At 68.2% G+C, this 16,226-nt stretch carries 14 protein-coding genes; 11 read left to right on the top strand and 3 right to left on the bottom strand.

All coding sequences use genetic code 11. From position 1 onward, the window contains the following. The 4 genes from MEBOL_RS04380 to MEBOL_RS04365 all read left to right on the top strand — a co-directional run bounded on the left by MEBOL_RS04380 (position 1) and on the right by MEBOL_RS04365 (position 7,522). Positions 1 to 519, top strand: coding sequence for a hypothetical protein (locus tag MEBOL_RS04380; protein WP_157774745.1), 519 nt, complete (start codon positions 1 to 3; stop codon positions 517 to 519). An 11-nt stretch (positions 520 to 530) separates the two neighbouring features. Then, positions 531 to 5,075 (top strand): pilus assembly protein, encoded by a 4,545-nt coding sequence (locus tag MEBOL_RS04375; protein WP_095976224.1) that lies wholly within the window; start codon positions 531 to 533, stop codon positions 5,073 to 5,075. A gap of 69 nt (positions 5,076 to 5,144) precedes the next feature. Beyond that, positions 5,145 to 6,329, top strand: a complete 1,185-nt coding sequence (locus MEBOL_RS04370) for a metallopeptidase family protein (RefSeq protein WP_095976223.1) — start codon at positions 5,145 to 5,147, stop codon at positions 6,327 to 6,329. A gap of 2 nt (positions 6,330 to 6,331) precedes the next feature. Further along, positions 6,332 to 7,522: a class I SAM-dependent rRNA methyltransferase gene (locus tag MEBOL_RS04365; RefSeq protein WP_095976222.1), complete on the top strand. Its 1,191-nt coding sequence runs from the start codon at positions 6,332 to 6,334 to the stop codon at positions 7,520 to 7,522. 1 nt (position 7,523) lies between these two features. Here the strand turns inward: MEBOL_RS04365 and MEBOL_RS04360 are convergent, their stop codons facing one another. Together MEBOL_RS04360 and MEBOL_RS04355 are read right to left on the bottom strand one after the other, a co-directional pair. After that, a complete protein-coding gene (locus MEBOL_RS04360) occupies positions 7,524 to 8,015 on the bottom strand; it encodes a caib/baif family protein (protein ID WP_425437599.1) in 492 nt (163 codons plus the stop codon). An 11-nt stretch (positions 8,016 to 8,026) separates the two neighbouring features. Continuing rightward, the gene (locus MEBOL_RS04355) at positions 8,027 to 8,626 is read right to left on the bottom strand and encodes a hypothetical protein (protein ID WP_095976220.1); all 600 of its coding nucleotides are present in this window, start codon (positions 8,624 to 8,626) and stop codon (positions 8,027 to 8,029) included. Positions 8,627 to 8,660: 34 nt separating this feature from the next. On the opposite strand from MEBOL_RS04355, the gene MEBOL_RS04350 reads away from it, so the two are divergent. From MEBOL_RS04350 to MEBOL_RS04335, 4 genes are all read left to right on the top strand, one after another. Then, positions 8,661 to 10,781, top strand: coding sequence for an ATP-dependent helicase (locus MEBOL_RS04350; RefSeq protein ID WP_095976219.1), 2,121 nt, complete (start codon positions 8,661 to 8,663; stop codon positions 10,779 to 10,781). 143 nt (positions 10,782 to 10,924) lie between these two features. Next, positions 10,925 to 11,371: a 50S ribosomal protein L13 gene (rplM, locus tag MEBOL_RS04345; RefSeq protein WP_095976218.1), complete on the top strand. Its 447-nt coding sequence runs from the start codon at positions 10,925 to 10,927 to the stop codon at positions 11,369 to 11,371. 47 nt (positions 11,372 to 11,418) lie between these two features. Further along, positions 11,419 to 11,820 (top strand): 30S ribosomal protein S9, encoded by a 402-nt coding sequence (gene rpsI / locus MEBOL_RS04340; RefSeq protein WP_095976217.1) that lies wholly within the window; start codon positions 11,419 to 11,421, stop codon positions 11,818 to 11,820. 153 nt (positions 11,821 to 11,973) lie between these two features. Beyond that, positions 11,974 to 13,401, top strand: coding sequence for a type IV pilus twitching motility protein PilT (locus MEBOL_RS04335; RefSeq protein ID WP_095976216.1), 1,428 nt, complete (start codon positions 11,974 to 11,976; stop codon positions 13,399 to 13,401). 14 nt (positions 13,402 to 13,415) lie between these two features. Here MEBOL_RS04335 and MEBOL_RS04330 read toward each other — a convergent pair whose 3' ends face one another. Then, positions 13,416 to 14,156, bottom strand: coding sequence for a hypothetical protein (locus MEBOL_RS04330; RefSeq protein ID WP_095976215.1), 741 nt, complete (start codon positions 14,154 to 14,156; stop codon positions 13,416 to 13,418). 34 nt (positions 14,157 to 14,190) lie between these two features. Here MEBOL_RS04330 and MEBOL_RS04325 point away from each other — a divergent pair, with 34 nt between their 5' ends. From MEBOL_RS04325 to MEBOL_RS04315, 3 genes are read left to right on the top strand one after another with little or no spacing between them, the layout of a single operon-like run. Then, positions 14,191 to 14,697, top strand: a complete 507-nt coding sequence (locus tag MEBOL_RS04325; RefSeq protein WP_095976214.1) for a regulatory protein RecX — start codon at positions 14,191 to 14,193, stop codon at positions 14,695 to 14,697. A 13-nt stretch (positions 14,698 to 14,710) separates the two neighbouring features. After that, entirely contained in the window at positions 14,711 to 15,490 is a 780-nt protein-coding gene (locus MEBOL_RS04320; RefSeq protein WP_095982581.1) for an outer membrane protein assembly factor BamD, read from the top strand. Further along, positions 15,487 to 16,203 (top strand): hypothetical protein, encoded by a 717-nt coding sequence (locus MEBOL_RS04315; RefSeq protein WP_095976213.1) that lies wholly within the window; start codon positions 15,487 to 15,489, stop codon positions 16,201 to 16,203. Before MEBOL_RS04320 ends, MEBOL_RS04315 begins: the two co-directional genes overlap by 4 nt. Positions 16,204 to 16,226: the final 23 nt, after the last annotated feature.

Here is a 16,226-nt window from a genome sequence, read left to right as displayed (position 1 = left end):
ATGACGATGCGAACCAGAACGCGGGCTGCCCGAGGCAATGCCCTGATGCTCACCCTCGTGGCCCTCACCGTGCTGATGGTGTTGGTGGGCGGCGCCATCCAATTCACCAATCGCAACCGCGAGGCGGCCACGGAGAAGATCCGCGGTGAGCGCATCGGGATGTGCGTGGACGCGGCGCGCCGCCATCTGCTCTCGCGCTTGTCGCTGCAGCAGGTGCCCACCCGGTCGCTCGAGCTCTTCAGCGCTCAGCTCATCGACGACCCGCGGCCCGAGGCGCGGACGAACATGCTGACGGGCCACTACGGCGGCGATGTGGAAACCACGGTCACCACGGTGGACGCGGTGACCATGGGCGCCGCGAGTGGACAGGCCGTCACCGTGGGCAACGTGTACCGCTCCTCCGCCATCCTGGGAGGGCAGTACTACCGGGTGGTGGTCAAGTGCCAGGAGCCCTCGGGGAATCCGGCCATCGCTGGCCGTGAGTCCGAGGTCGAGTTCCTCTTCCGTTACGGTATCTGAGGGGAGACCCCATGTTCCGCAAGCTGACGTTGTGCCTTGTCGCCGCGATGACGGCGCTGCTCCGGGCGGACACGGCGGTCGCCATCGATCAGGCGGCCTGCTGTCTGCCCACCACCTCGCGACTCGATTCGCTGATGAACCCCGTCCAGGGCGGAGACGAGAAGTTCTTCTCCAAGACGAGCGGGCCGCCCAACATCCTCTTCATCATCGACACCTCGGGCTCGATGCATGCGTGGCCGACCACCTGGCCCACCAGCAAGGGGTGCTCGCACGCGTTCTTCGAGGAGCTGGGCTACAAGCCGAACGAAGTCTACCCGCGCATGTGGACGGACCTGAACGATCAGTCCAGCGACTGGTTCGCCACGAACAAGTACTACACCGCTCCGACAGGCGGCTACGGCGTCGCCTTCCAGAAGCCCCCGGTGGCCTCTTCGTGGACCTCCGTGAGCGACGCCTGCAGCAAGGACGTGTCCTCCAACGCCGCGGACCGCGATCTGTGCAAGCAATGCCTGGACACCAAGGGCTACTACATCCAGGACAGCAGCGCGGCGAAGCGCCGCGTCAAGGGCAACTTCCTCAACTTCTACGCGCCGCGTGACTCGGGCGCCGTGAAGGTGCTGGCCGACGTGGTTCGCGACCTGAACGGGGTGCGCTTCGGGGTGATGGCCTACGAGACGGCCAACGACAATGGCTGCTGGGGCAAGAAGTCCAACAACCCCTCGGCGCAGTGTCTGTGCATCGCGCAGAACATGGGCCCCACGTGTGACAAGTCCTACCCGCTGGACAACGTCGCGGCGGAGAGCAACCGCAGCACCTTCCTGCGCAACCTCACCAACCAGAACGGGGTGAGCAACGGCCTGGGCTGGGATGGCTGCAACACGCCCCTGTCGGATGCGCTCTACGCGGCGGGCTACTACTTCCAGTCCAAGGCGGCCCCCACGCCCTACACCACGTTCTTCGGCACGCACGCGTCTCCAGCGAACGCCAACAACGACTACACCAGGTCGGACGGGGTGTGCTTCGAGTGTGGCTTCAACGCCGTCATCCTCCTGACGGACGGCGAGCCCTATGACGAGGGCAAGATCCTCACCCTGCCCAACGCCATCAAGAACGATCCCACGCCCTGCACGGGTTGCGGCACGTCGAGCGCCCTGCACAAGGTGGCCAAGTTCCTGTGGGAGAAGGATCTGCGCGCCGACAAGGACGGCCAGCAGAGCGTGGCCACGTACACCATCGGCTTCTCCGAGGACGTGTCCTCCAGCAAGCTGCTGCAGGAGACGGCGCGCCTGGGCGGGGGTGAGTTCCACTCGGCCCGTAGCACGAGCGAGCTCAAGCAGGCCCTCGTCAAGATCCTCGACAACATCAACAGCCGCAGCAACGCGTTCTCCGCCACGGCCGTCAACACCCTGCAGACGCAGAACTCGTCGATGCTGGCGATCATCCCGCGCATGGTGCCCTCGCGCAGCAAGGGCTGGGCGGGCAAGCTCTACCGGTTCGAGCAGTACAACGAGTTCGTCGAGAACCTGGACAAGAACGGCGACGGGGACCGTGATGACGTGTTCCTCGTGGACAAGCAGGGCAAGCCCGTCGCGGAGAACAAAGACGGTGAATTCCGCCAGGTCTCGGCCTTCGCCACGTCCTCGACGGAGACCGTCTTCGGGGAGAGGGCGGAGCCCTACTGGGAGGCGGGAGCGAAGCTCGCCGCCCGCGCCCTGGACAGCCGCAAGGTCTACACGGTGACGGACAACGGGCGGATCAAGGGCAGCGGGAAGGATGGGTTGATCAACCAGGACGACGCGCTCGTCGAATTCAACCTCCAGAACATCGATGAACTCCGTCAGTACGTGGCCGTGACGGGAGCGCCGCTGTGTCCCAGTGGCTCGGGCACCAGCTACAAGCCGGGGCTCATCCTGGACAAGATGAAGCTGACGGTCGCCCAGGCGGCGCAGTTGATGAACACCGCGCGCGCGGGCGTGGTGGCCGATTCGCCGTCGACGCGGGATGAATTCGACAAGCTGTGCACGGCCCTGGTCATCCAGTACGTGCGCGGTCAGGACCTGTTCGACGAGGACGGAGACGGGCTGCGCTCCGAGATTCGTGAGTCCGTGCTGGGTGACATCTTCCACTCCACGCCCGTGCTGGTGAACCCGCCCTCGGACAAGTTCCTGTGCGAGCTGGGCGTGAGCAACCAGTGCGTGCGCACGCTCTATGCCACCACGGAGCAACTGGGTGGAACCATCGCCACGCCTCTGGAGCCGACGACCATCACGTTGAACGGTTGCGCGTCCGGCACGCGGGACGTGGACGCCTATGACGCCTACCAGTACCGCCAGCGCATGCGGCAGCGCCTCATCCTCGTGGGCGCCAACGACGGCATGTTGCATGCCTTCCGCGATGGCACGGGTCAGGAAGACGCCTCGTGCAACATCACCTACCCGGCCAACAGCACCAATGCCGGTGAGGAGGCGTGGGCCTTCATCCCGTCGGACCTGCTGCCTCGCCTGCAGGACATGCTCCAGGGCCATGCCTACTACGTCGACGGCGACATCATGGTCCGCGACATCTGGGTGGACGAGGACGGCAATGGCGAGAAGTCCGCCCGGGAGTTCCACACCGTGGCGGTGGTGGCCGAGGGCCGCGGTGGAACGCACTACTTCGCCCTGGATCTGCGGTGGGAGTCCGGGGAGCGGGGCGCGGCGGCCGCACCGGCCTTCCGGTGGATGTTCCCGCAGCCCTGCACGGACGAGGCGATGGTGTTTGGCAAGACGCTCTTCAGCTTGAGTGGCAAGGCGCCGCCCATTGGCCCCGTGTTGTTGGCGTCGACGACCGGCATCGAGCGTGAGCCCGGCAAGAAGTCCTCGGAGCGGTGGGTGACGATGCTGTCCGGTGGCTGGTCTCCCGGTGGGGAGAAGGGCCGCGGCATCTACATGGTGGATGTCTGGAACGGCAAGGTGGACAGCCGCAAGGACAACCTCCTCTGGAAGTGGGAGTACTCCCCGACGTCGACCATGAACGACGGCAACGCGCCGCGCGAGTACATGCGGTATGGCTTCGTGTCGCCGGTGCAGATGACGGACTACGGCTCCAACGACAGGCCCCGCTTCGATGGCTTCGCGGACACCGCGGTGGTGGGTGACCTGGGGGGCCAGTTGTGGACGTTGCGCTTCTTCGAGCCGGGCGTCATTGGCGCGTCGGGCCTGGTGGAGAACTGGAGTGGTGGCCGGGCGTTCTCCATGGACCGTCAGGACACGGCTCCGAGGTCGTCGGAGGACATCCGCAACCGTGCTCCCTTCTTCTACACGGCGGAGCTCGCCCTCCAGTTGGACAACAAGGCCCTGCGCGCCTTCGTGGGGACGGGCAACCGCTACTCCATCCTGGATGAGGGGGTGGGGACCTGCCGCTTCGACAACCCGGAGTCCTGCTCGAAGCTCGGGTGTGGCCAGACGCAGGTGGACTACAAGGTCACGCGCAACGACACGGACCTCTACCAGGTGACGAGCAACTGGGGAGACCGTGTCTACAGCGGCGGCACGACCCGGACGTTCAACACCTCCAGCGGGTACGACTACTGCGGCTCCGCGACGAACTCGAGCTTCATCAAGGCGTCGTTCGCGGAGCGCAAGGCCAACGTCTGCGCCCGGCCGACCTCGGGCACGGACAACTACGAGTTCGCGCGCACCAGCGTGCAGTGCGGACAGGGCGGGACGGGCGTCTTCGACTGCCGCGTGAAGGACGCGGGCAACACCCTGTTCATGGGGGATGTGGACGTGAAGGCGTCGGTGACCGCGAACTCGCTCGGAAAGAACCGCTTCTTCGGCCTGTGGGCCTATGGCGGCACCGCCAATCGCATGTTCGACGAGAATCCCGGCAAGCCCTCGTCCAACCATGCGGCCCAGTTCGACAGCCGGCGTCTGTCGGACCGGGGCGGGGTGAAGGGCTCGGGAGACCTCGTCAACGTGACGGATGTCACGTGCACGCTCGGGGGGGCCTGCACGTGTGCCTCCGGTAGCACCACGTGCGACGCCACCAAGCCGTTCGCGGGTTCGGACGATTACGGCTGGTTCTATGAGTACGACGGGCTGTCGCACAAGACGGCCAGCGGCTCGTCGGTGCTCGCGAGCTGCGCCGTGTGGAACTCCATGTACTCGACCCCGGTCGTGTCCACCAACCCTCGCCAGTCCGCGGCGTGCTCCGGCTCCTTCACGAGCAAGGCGCGGCTCTTCCAGGGTGACTTCATCTCGGGTGCGCCCAATTGCGCGGCGGGCTTCTCCAACCCGTCCAACAACACGTTCTCCCGCTTCCAGGAGCGCGACGTGGTGGCTCCGCCGCCGGATCCTTCCATGTCCATCCAGGTGTCGAAGACGGGCCAGGTGAAGTACAGCACGCTCTTCTTCGAGCCCGGCCCCAACCGGGAGCAGGCCAGCCAGACGCAACTGTCCGGCAGCATGGACGTGTTGCAGTACATCTATGAGCTGCCCGTGCCGCGCAGCCTCCATACCTGCCGCCACGTGCGGGTGAACGGCGGCCGGTCCACCTGCGTTCCCTCGGAGATGTAGCGGAGAGCAGGCGGCTAGGCACCACGGCTCTTCCCGGGTTCGGGGGGATGCCGTAGCCTGCGCCTCCTCATGCTCCGGCGCGGTTCGTTCGCCCTCTGCTTCCTGCTTCTTGGTGCCTGTCAGCGGACGCCCGCCCCGGCGGCGCCGCCCGTGGCCGAGGTGGCGCCCGTTCCGGCCGCCACGCCCGCGGCGCCTCCCGCCCCCGCTCCCTTGTCGCCGTGCAAGGCGCGGGGCCAGGCGCCGCTCGACGCGGCCCTGCTCTACCTCGACGAGGGCCAGTCCCTGGACGCGCTCGCCTGTGCCGCCCAGGCGTCCGCGCTGGCGCCGGACTCGGCCTCCGCGCACGCGGCGCGGGGTGAGGCCCTGGCCGCGCTGGAGCGCACGGCGGAGGCGCAGGTGGCCTATGCGCGGGCGCTGGCGCTCGAGCCTGGCCACCCGGACGCGTTGCTCGGCGCGGCGCACCTCTATGCCGTACAGCTTCCCTCCCTGCGCGAGTACGACGAGCTGGGCGCGCTCTATGCCGAGCGGGGGTTGTCCCAGGCCGAGGTGTCGCCGGAGATGCTGCCCCGCTTCGCCCTGGTGTCGGCCATCGCGTTGAACGATCTGGGCCAGTCCCGGGAAGCGCTCCAGCGGGCCCAGCTCGTGCTCGCGCGCCATCCGGATGATGCCGAGGCCTCCTACGAGAAGGCCCTGGCGCTCTTCGAGCTGTGCCGTTTCGCCGAGGCGCGCGCGGCCTTCACCCGCCTGGTGGACGACGCGGCCCGGGGTGCTCACGCGCACTACCACCTGGGCCTGCTGCTGGAGCGCGAGGGAAAGTGGCCGCGGGCACGATCGCACTTCGACAAGGCGCGAGTGCTCTCGCCCCAGGACTTTCCCGAGCCGCCGATGCCCTCCGAGGCGGAGTTCCGCGAGGAGGTGGCGCGGGCGGTGGCGGCCCTTCCCGAGGACATGCGCCGGGATCTCACCGGGGTGCCGGTGCGTGCCGAGGCGCTGCCGGCGGACGATGATCTGCTCTCGGGCGAGCCCCCCCTGTCGCCCACCATTCTCGGCATTTTTCGCGGCCCGCCCCTGAGCGAGCCGTGTGATGGTACGGAGACGCCCTGCCGTTCAGTGGCGCTCTATCGGCTCAACCTCGCCCGCGCGGTGCGCACTCGGGAGGAATTACGGGAACAAATCAAGGTGACGCTGCTTCACGAGGTGGGGCATCTGCGGGGCGAGGACGACCAGGAGCTGGCCGCCCGGGGCCTGGAGTGACCATGCCTCGTGCCTCCTCCTCGCTTCCGCTCGTCCGGGTGAGCCTCAAGGGCGCCAAGTCCCTGCGCCGGGGCCACCCCTGGGTGTACCGCACCGAGCTGCTGGAGCTGCCCGACACGCAGGAGCGGGGCGCGGTGGTCTCCGTGGTGGACCCCCAGGGCAATCCCGTGGGCCAGGCCTTCTACGCGCAGCACTCGCCGCTCGCGCTGCGGCTGCTCACGCGCAAGGGGCCCGCGGAAGAGAAGGTGGACGAGGCCTTCCTGCGCCAGCGTCTGGAGGCGTCGCTCGCGCGGCGCTCCTTCCTGCGCCAGCGCGATGGTCTGCGGCTGGTGCATGGCGAGGCGGATCTGCTGCCCGGGCTCTTCGTGGACCGGTATGGCGCGGGGCTGTCGGTGCAGACGCTCTCCGAGGGCATGGACGCGCGCAAGGAGTGGGTGGCGCGCACCCTGGCGAGCCTCACGGGGGCGACCCACGTGGTGTGCCGGGACGATGCCTCGGGGCGCGACTTCGAGGGACTGCCGCGCGAGGTGCGGCTGCTGCACGGCGAGGGCGATGCGCGCTTCGGCTACCACGAGGGGGAGAACCTCTTCGAGGTGAACCTGCTGGGCGACATGAAGACGGGCGCCTTCCTGGACCAGGTGGACAATCACCTGCGCGCGGGCGAGCTGGCGCGTGGGGCCGCGTTGGACCTCTTCAGCTACCACGGCGGATTCGCGCTGGCGCTCAGCCGCTCGTGCGACTCGGTGGTGGCGGTGGAGCAGGACGCCACGGCCGCCGCGCGGGCCCGGGAGAACGCCGCGCGCAACGGGCGCTCCAACGTGACGGTGGAGAACGCGAACGCCTTCGACGTGCTGCGCCGCTACTCCGAGTCCAGCCAGCGCTTCGACACGGTGGTGGTGGATCCACCGGGGCTCGCCAAGCGGCGCGAGGGGCTGGCCACGGCGCTGCGCGCGTACCATGAGCTCAACCTGCGCGCCATCAAGTGCCTGCGCCCCGAGGGGCTGCTCGTCACCTGCTCGTGCTCGGGCAAGCTCGGGCGCGAGGAGTTCGAGGAGATGGTGCTGTCGGCCGCCGCGGATGCGAAGCGGCCGGTGCAGATATTGGAGCGCCGGGGGGCGGGGTTGGATCACCCGGTACTCGGTGGCCTGCCGGAGACCGAGTACCTCAAGGCGTTCTTCGTCCGCGTCCTCTAATTCAGATGCCCAGCTCCGCGCGCAGCCGCTTGACCTGCTTGAAGTACTCGGTGCGAGGGAAGGGCACGTTGAGGATGTGGAAGTCCTTCTTGGACAGGCCCACGCACCCGAAGCAGTAGTTGCAGTCGGACAGGTTGCGGCAGAGCACCACGTAGGCACTGCCGGTGCAGTTCTCGCTCTGCACGCAGTAGGCGCAGTGGTGGCACTGCTTGCACTCCACGCAGTGCGAGCAGTTGTTGCACAGCTCGCAGCGGGTGCAGTGGGTGCACTGGTAGCAGCTGTCGCAGTCGCGGCAGAACATGCAGTTGGCGCATCGCTCACAGCCCTCGCAGGCGTAGGAGCCCGGATTGCCGGGATCCGCCGTGTAGCTCCGGGCGAGTTGCTGGTACTGGTCCAGGAACGCGCGCTTGTTCATGGCGGCCACTTCCTCGCGCGCCTGAGCTTCCTCCTGCGCGTTGGGTGCGCTCGTGCGCGCCCCTCTGTCCTTCGCCACGGATGCTCCTTTCATTGCACGCCCGCGTTCCCGGTGGGCCGGTCCAACCGCGCCAGCGCCGCCAGGTCGAGTCCACGCGCCACCCGGCGCACCTCCACGGTGCCCGGAAAACCTCGGCTGCTCACCGCCACCACATACCGGTTGCCCACCAACAGGCTGGCCTCGGCCAGCCCGTTCGCCGCGTCGTAGCGTACGAAGCCCACCGCCTCCTTGTCCTTCCAGAAAATGGGGGCGGTGGGATCATTCAGGGCCCGGCTCTGCGCCCCATTGGCCGCGGCGAGGATGGCCTGCCCCAGCTTCCTCGACAGGGACGTGTCCACGATGCGCACCTTCACCTCGCGCTCCTCTCCGAGCATGAAGCTGCGCTCGGCCTCGCTCACGGACACGTCGCCATAGCGGCCGGTGGAGCCCGCGTCCCGGGTGCGCGGCAGGCCTTCCACGCTCTGGGGCAGGAAGCCCTGGAGTTGCTCGAAGTGGGCGCAGGGAAAGGGCGCGGGAGCCCGGGAAGCGTCTTCCGCGACCGGAGGTGTTGGCTTTCCACCGTCCGTGCAGGCGGCGCCTGTCAAGAACGCGAGAAGGGCCAGGGGGCGGAGTGGGAAATAGTCGCGCACGGGAGAATCAAAGGGTATCCCCGTTCCGCGCGCAATGGACCTCTCGAAGCTCAATCCCCCGCAGCGTGAAGCCGTGGTCACCACCGAGGGCCCCTTGCTGGTGCTGGCCGGCGCTGGCAGTGGCAAGACCCGCGTCATCACCCACCGCATCGTCCACCTGCTCGACAAGCGGCCCAACGGGCTGCTGGCTCGCAACATCCTCGCGGTCACCTTCACCAACAAGGCCGCCTCGGAGATGAAGGAGCGCCTGGTCCACATGGCCGGGCCCCGCGCCCAGAACGTCCTGGTGTGTACCTTCCATGCCTTTGGCGCGGAGATGCTGCGCGAGGACATCTACCGGCTGGGGTGGCCCAAGAAGTTCTCCATCGCGGACCAGGGGGACCAGGCGGCCATCATCAAGCGGGCCATGCGCGAGCGGCGGATCGATGATCGCGAGTTCGATCCGCGCAAGGTGCTCGGCCTCATCTCCAAGGCGAAGAACGCGGGCAAGACGCCCGAGCCGCTCGGCGAGGGGCTGGGGGACGACTACGATCTCATCGCCCACATGGTCTACGAGGCCTACCAGCTGTCGCTCAAGGCGCAGGGCTCGGTGGACTTCGATGATCTGCTCATCCTGCCCTCGCGGCTGCTGCGCGAGCACGAGGACCTGCGGCGCAAGTACACCTCGCGCTTCCGCTACATCCTGGTGGACGAGTTCCAGGACACCAACCAGGCCCAGCTGGATCTGCTCAAGCTGCTGGCCAGTGGCGAGACGCGCAACGTGTGCGCGGTGGGGGACGACGACCAGTGCATCTACAGCTGGCGGGGCGCGGAGGTGCGCAACATCCTGAGCTACGACAAGTACTTCCCGGGTGGGAAGGAAGTGCGGCTCGAGCAGAACTACCGCTCCACGCAGGTGGTGCTGGACGCGGCCAACGCCGTCATCGCCCAGAATCCCGAGCGCAAGGCCAAGCAGATGTGGAGCGAGCGCAAGGGGGGCCAGCGCATCCAGGTGGTGTCGGCGCCCACGGAGGAGGACGAGGCGCGCTACGTGGCGCAGGAGATTTCCCGGCTCGTGGCGGGGGGCATTCCCCCGGATGAGATCGCCGTGCTCTACCGCGTCAATGGCCAGGCGCACCCGGTGGAGGAGGCGCTGCGCGAGAAGAACCTGCGCTACGAGGTGCTGTCGGGCAGCGAGTTCTTCGACCGGCGCGAGGTGAAGGACGTCGTCGCCTACTTCAAGCTCATCGCCAATCCCCGGGACGAGACGTCGCTCCTGCGCATCATCAACGTGCCCGCGCGGGGCATTGGCGATGTCACCATGGAGCGGCTGGTGGCGCACGCGCGGCGCGACAGCGTGTCGCTCTGGGGCGCCATGGAGCGCTCGGAGAGCTACGAGGACCTGCCTGCGGGCGCGGCCACCAAGGTGCGCGAGTTCCAGCGGCTCGTCGAGCGCTACCGGGAGAGCTATGAGCACGGCCACCTGGCCCAGGTGACGCGCCAGCTCCTGGAGGAGATTGGCTACAAGGACGACGCGAAGTCCCTGACGAGCTCGCAGGCGAGCGCCGAGCGCAAGCTCGCGTCCATCGACTTCGTCATCAACTCCCTGGAGACCTTCGAGAAGCGCGAGGGCCCCAAGGCGAGCCTGCTCACCTACCTCAACCGGTTGAGTCTGGACACCCGCCAGGAAGAGGAGGAAGCCCCCGGAGGCAACAAGGCCATCACCCTGATGACGATCCACGCCTCCAAGGGCCTGGAGTTCCGGGTGGTCTTCTTCATCGGGATGGAGGAGGAGTTGATGCCCCACAAGGGCATGCAGGGCGAGGCGCAGAACCTCGAGGAGGAGCGCCGGCTCTGCTACGTGGGCATCACCCGGGCCAAGGAAGCGCTCTACCTCACCCGCTCCGCCATGCGCGTGAAGCGGGGCAAGGAGGTGCCGCGCACCCCCTCGCGCTTCCTGGACGACATTCCCCCGGAGCTGGTGGAGGTGCTGGACCTGGACGCACCGCGTAAGGGCCCGCCTACCGCTCAGGAGCAGAACTTCTTCGCCAACTTGAAGGAGCGCTTCAAGGCCCCCCAGGCGGGCGGGGGAGTGGCACCTCGGGTGCCAGGAGGGGGGGAGGGTCCTTCCGGACCGGTCTCCTCTCCTCCGGGAACGGCGCGCGCGGTGCGCTAGCGCGCAGTGCGACCTTGACTTGCCTCCCGCCCCCCTCTAAGACGGTCGGCCTTTCCGGGCCACCTTGGAAGTTCCCAGGGTCGACCCGCGGTTGCTTTGGCTCAGGCGCTTGAAGGCGCCACCCAAGTTTTGGAGTTCAAACAATGTCGCAGCGGACCTACAGTGCGAAGCCGGCGGATATCAAGCGCCAGTGGCACGTGATCGATCTGAAGGACAAGGTGCTCGGACGCGCCGCCAGCCAGATCGCGACCCTTCTCAAGGGCAAGCACAAGCCGATGTACACCCCGTCCATCGACACGGGTGACCATGTCATCGTGATCAACGCGGACAAGGTGCGCGTCACGGGGACGAAGGAGCAGGACAAGATGTACTACCGGCACCCCCGCGCCGGTTTCCCGGGTGCCCTCAAGAGCACCAACCTGGCCAAGCTGCGGGTGCGCCACCCCGAGGACATCATCACCAACGCCGTGCGCCGCATGCTGCCGCGCAACGCGCTGGGCCGTCAGATGATGACCAAGCTCAAGGTCTACGCTGGCGACACGCACCCGCACGCCGCGCAGCAGCCGGTGGCTCGCGAAGTCGAAGCGTAAGGGCTCCTTCCTTCCCACACTTTCCGCACCTTTAGAGAAGAGACGACATGGCTACCGCCACCGACAAGGGTTTTTATGGCACGGGCCGCCGCAAGGAGGCCACCGCGCGCGTGTGGATCCGCCCGGGCACCGGCGTTGTGACGATCAACGGCCGCGACATCAACGTGTACTTCGGCCGCGAGACCTCCAAGATGGTGCTCAACCAGCCCCTGGATGTGCTCGAGCAGAAGGGCAAGATCGACATCGAGGTCAACGTGCGTGGCGGAGGTCTGAGTGGTCAGGCCGGCGCCATCCGCCACGGCCTCGCCCGCGCGCTGTGCAACTACAACCCGGACTTCCGTCCGCCCCTCAAGAAGGCCGGCTTCCTCACGCGTGATGCCCGCGCCGTCGAGCGCAAGAAGTACGGTCAGCCGGGCGCGCGTCGCCGGTTCCAGTTCTCCAAGCGCTAAGCCTTCCGGCTTCGCTGGACAGTACGCGGCGGCGGGGGTCCTCTCGGGGGGCCTCCGCCGTTGTGCTTTGGCGGGCCTCGGGCGGCGGGCAGACGAGCCCGCGCGCGGGGGCTCCTCAAGCCTTGGGTGGACCGTGTACCATTCGGCCCATCCATGGAACTCAACGAAATCCTCCAGATCGCGCTCCGCGGTGGTGCCTCCGACATTCATCTCAAGGCGGGTCTGCCGCCCATGTTTCGTGTCGACGGCTCGCTGATGCCCCTGAAGGATGGCAAGCGGCTGCCTCCCGAGGAGGTGGCGCGCATGGCCTTCGGGATCATGAACGAGTTCCAGAAGGAAAAGTTCAAGCAGAGCAACGAAGTGGACCTGGCGTACGGAGTGCCCGGCCTGGGTCGTTTCCGTGTCAACGTCTTCCAGCAGCGTGGCACCGTGGGCGCGGTCCTTCGCGTCATTCCCTTCAAGGTGATGACCATCAAGGATCTCTTGCTGCCCCCCATCCTGGAGAAGATCTGCCTGGAGGAGCGCGGTCTCATCCTCGTCACGGGCACCACGGGTTCGGGCAAGAGCACCACGCTCGCGGGGATGATCGATCACATCAACGCGACCGAGACCAGTCACATCATGACGATCGAGGATCCCATCGAGTTCCTCATCCGTGACAAGCGCTCCATCGTGAACCAGCGCGAGGTGGGCGTGGACACGATGTCCTTCGCCCAGGCGCTCAAGAGCGCGCTGCGCCAGGATCCGGACGTCATCCTCGTGGGAGAAATGCGTGACCACGAGACGATCGAAACGGCGCTCTCGGCGGCGGAGACGGGCCACCTGGTGATGTCCACGCTGCACACGCTGGACGCCACGGAGACCATCAACCGCGTCGTGTCGGCCTTCCCGCCGTACCAGCAGAAGCAGGTGCGCATCCAGTTGGCGAGCGTGCTCAAGGCGGTGGTGAGCCAGCGGCTGGTGCCGCGCGCGGATGGCAAGGGCCGCGTGGCCGCGGTGGAAGTGCTCCGCTGCACCTCGCGCGTGAAGGAGCTCATCGAGGACAAGGACCGCACCAAGGAGATCTCCGACGCCATCTCCCAGGGCTCCGACAGCTACGGAATGCAGACCTTCGACCAGTCGCTGATGTCGCTGGTGAAGCAGGGGCTCGTCACCTACGAGGAGGCCCACCGCCAGTCGAGCAACCCGGACGACTTCGCGCTGCGCTTCTCGGGCATCAGCGCCACCTCGGACTCGAAGTGGGACAACTTCGAGGGCGGGGGCGATCGTCCCATCCCGGGCTCGGCGTCCTTCGGCCAGCAGAACCAGCCAGCCGCACCGGCGCCCGCGGCGACGCCCCGGCCCGTCACGGGCTCTCGTCCGGCCATTCCCTCGGTGCAGGGGCCCGCGTCGCGTCCGGCCATTCCAGTCGCCGGCTCCCGGACGGGCGTGCCCACGGTGCAGGGCACTCCGCCCGCCGCCGGCTCCCGGACGGGCGTGCCCACGGTGCAGGGCACTCCGGCTCGCGCCGCGCCCGCTCCGGCCCCGGCTCCCGCTCCGGCGGCCGCGGCCGACGACGACTTCCAGATCGAGCGCTTCTAGGGGGAGGCGGAGGCTTACGCCTCCTCGTCCCCGAGCTGGGCGCGCAGGCGCGAGAGCCGCTGGGGGCCGATGAGCCCCTCGCGTGCCAGCACCTGCAGGAAGTCCACGGTGGCCCGCAGGCCGGCTTCCATCTCGGCCTCGGGCTTGCCCTCGATCTCCGCCTCGTAGAGCGCCTCGATGTGCTCGGGGTTGATGGGGGTGGGGCCTTCCTCCCAGGCGACGTTCACCAGGGCCCGGGACACGCGCGCCCGCGCGTCGCGCTCTTTCTCGTCCCGTGCCGAGCGCTCCAGGCCGATGATGAGCGCGTCCACCTGCTCGCGGCTGAGCGCCGCCAGGGCGGGGACCTCGCCGAGCGTCTCCTGGACATAGGTGCTGTCGAAGGACTCCACCTCCTGCTCGTAGCCGAAGGCCTCCTCCATGAGGATGGAGGCGATGAAGGCGTCCGTCTCGTCCTCGCTGGCGCCCTCGGCCGCGAGCGCCTCGCGGGCCTTGGCCGTCGCCGGAGCGAGGGTGGGGTCCTCGGCGAGCGCGCGCGTGGCGGCGTAGGCGGCCAGGAAGATGACGGCGGCCTCGGCGTCCGAGGAGAGGCGGCGCTTGTCCTTGCCTCCCAGGAGGATGCCGCGCTTGTCGGGGTGGGCGTTGGCGGTCTGGACGAACAGCCGCTCCTCGGGCTCGAGTGGCGCGCCGTCCTTCTCCTTCTGGAGGGTGTCTCGGGCGGCTTCGGGGCTGAGGTAGCGGGCGATGAGGGGGTGCATGCCGCGCCTGTTAGCACATGCTAGATACCCGGCGATGGACTCCGAGGATCCCACCGCCGAGGACGTCGGGCGAGCGACGGACGCTTGCCTGAAGCTGTTGTCCGTGCGCGGGCGCAGCCGGCACGAATTGCTCCTGGCGCTCGAGCGCAAGGGCTTCTCCGAGCCGGTGCGTGAGCGGGCCCTGAGCCGGGTGGAGGGCTTCGGGTACCTGGATGACGCGCGCTTCGCCCGGGACCGGGCCGAGGTGCTGTTGCGGCGCGGCAGGTATGGCCCCCGGGCCGTCGAGGAGCGGCTCCAGGCCCACGGGTTGAGCCGGGAGGCGGCGAGCGAGGCGGTGGCCTCGGCCAGCGGAGAGCTCGGGTTCGACGCGGAGGCTTCCGCACGCCAGGTGCTGGAGCAGCGGGGCCTCCTGGGCCGCGTGCTCGCCCCCAAGGACAGGGCCCGGGCGGGCCGCCTCCTGTTCAGCCGGGGTTTCTCCGAGGAGGTCATCCATCGGCTTCTGGGTGACGCGACGCTGGAACCTTCGGGGCCGGACGACTAGCTTGTCCCGCTCCATGCGTCTCTTTCGAGCTGTCTGCCTGTCCGCCGTCCTGTGCGCCGCCGCTGGCTGCGCCGCCCTCACCTCCGGCCAGCCCGGGGAGCCCGACTACGCCTCAGCGGCCGATTCCAACATCCGCCTGGGCGACGAGGCCCTGGAGCGCAAGGACTTCCTCCAGGCGGAGAAGTACTACGAGTACGTGCGCACCAAGTTCCCCTACCTCGAGGCGGCCAACGAGGCGGAACTCAAGCTGGGAGACCTCAACTTCTCCCAGGAGCGCTACCCCGAGGCGCGCGAGAAGTTCCAGACCTTCATCAAGCTGCATCCCACCCACCCCAAGGTGGATTACGCCGCCTACCGCTCGGCCCTGACTCACTTCGCGGATGTCCCCACGGACTTCTTCCTCCTGCCTCCCTCGAAGGAGAAGGATCAGACCGAGGTGCTCGCGGCGCTCGCGTCGCTCAGCGACTTCATCCGCCAGTACCCGCGCTCCCAGTACATCCCCGAGGCGAAGGAGAACCTCGAGAAGACGCGCCTGCGCCTGGCCGAGCATGAGATGTACGTGGCGTCCTTCTACGCCAGGCGCGAGCGGTGGAAGGCGGTGGTGCAGCGGCTGGAGGGGCTGCTCAAGGACTACCCTGGCACGAGCCTGGAGGAGGCGGCCCTGTTCGAGCTCCACTCGGCCTATGTGCGGCTCAATGACGCCGAGCAGGCGCGCAAGACGCTGGAGCGTGTCATCGAGCGCCTGCCGGGGTCTCCCGCCGCCGAGCGCGCCCGGCGGATGATGGGCTCGTGAGTCCGAGCGAGGACTGGAGCCGCAAGGGCGGCGTGCTGATCGCGGTGCTGGCCGCTGGCGTCGCCGTGCTGGTGTTGGCCCCCCGGATGCTGGGGCTCGCGACCGGACCGGAGGTGGAGATCATCACCTGGCTCAAGACGACCGAGCGCGACGGGCTGAGCCTGCGCCTGCCCGGAGTGGCCGAGCCCCTGAAGGTCCAGACGCACCACTTCGCGCGCATCACGATCGACGTGGCGCCGGGGGGCGAGCGCGCCGTGGCCTGGACGACCCTGGATCTCCAGGGCTCGCTGGGACGCACCCGGGTCAGTTCGCTGGGCGTGGAGCGGGTGCCCTTCGTGCGACGGGGCCGGGAGTGGGTGCCCGAGGGACTGCCCACCCCCCGCCTGGCGGCGGCGCTCCTGGCCCTGGAGTCCCGGCGCCGCGCCCTGGAGGCCGGGGATCGCGAGCGCCTGACGTCTCTGCTCGGGGTGAAGGACCCGGACGCGGGGAGTGGGGCGGGGCAGGAGGAGCTGGAGCGGGTGTTGGCGCTTCAGAAGCGCCGCCTGCGGGTGGAGGCCTGGTACCTGCGGCTCGAGCGGGATGACGCCATGGTCACGGAGGCGTGGCGCCTGGAAGGAGAATTGCCCTCCAGACCGGTGGACGACAGGGGGGAGCGTGCGTTGTCGTTGATTCGTCGTGAGGAGGAATTCTTTTTTTCGCCCGGTCTCATGTAGGCTAGGCGGCGTTTCTCAACGGG

Origin of the sequence: Melittangium boletus DSM 14713 (genome assembly GCF_002305855.1) — a bacterium.
In the GTDB taxonomy this organism is placed as follows: domain Bacteria; phylum Myxococcota; class Myxococcia; order Myxococcales; family Myxococcaceae; genus Cystobacter; species Cystobacter boletus.
The sequence above is the reverse complement of the archived record's forward strand: the minus strand, read 5'-3'. Positions and strand labels throughout refer to the sequence as shown.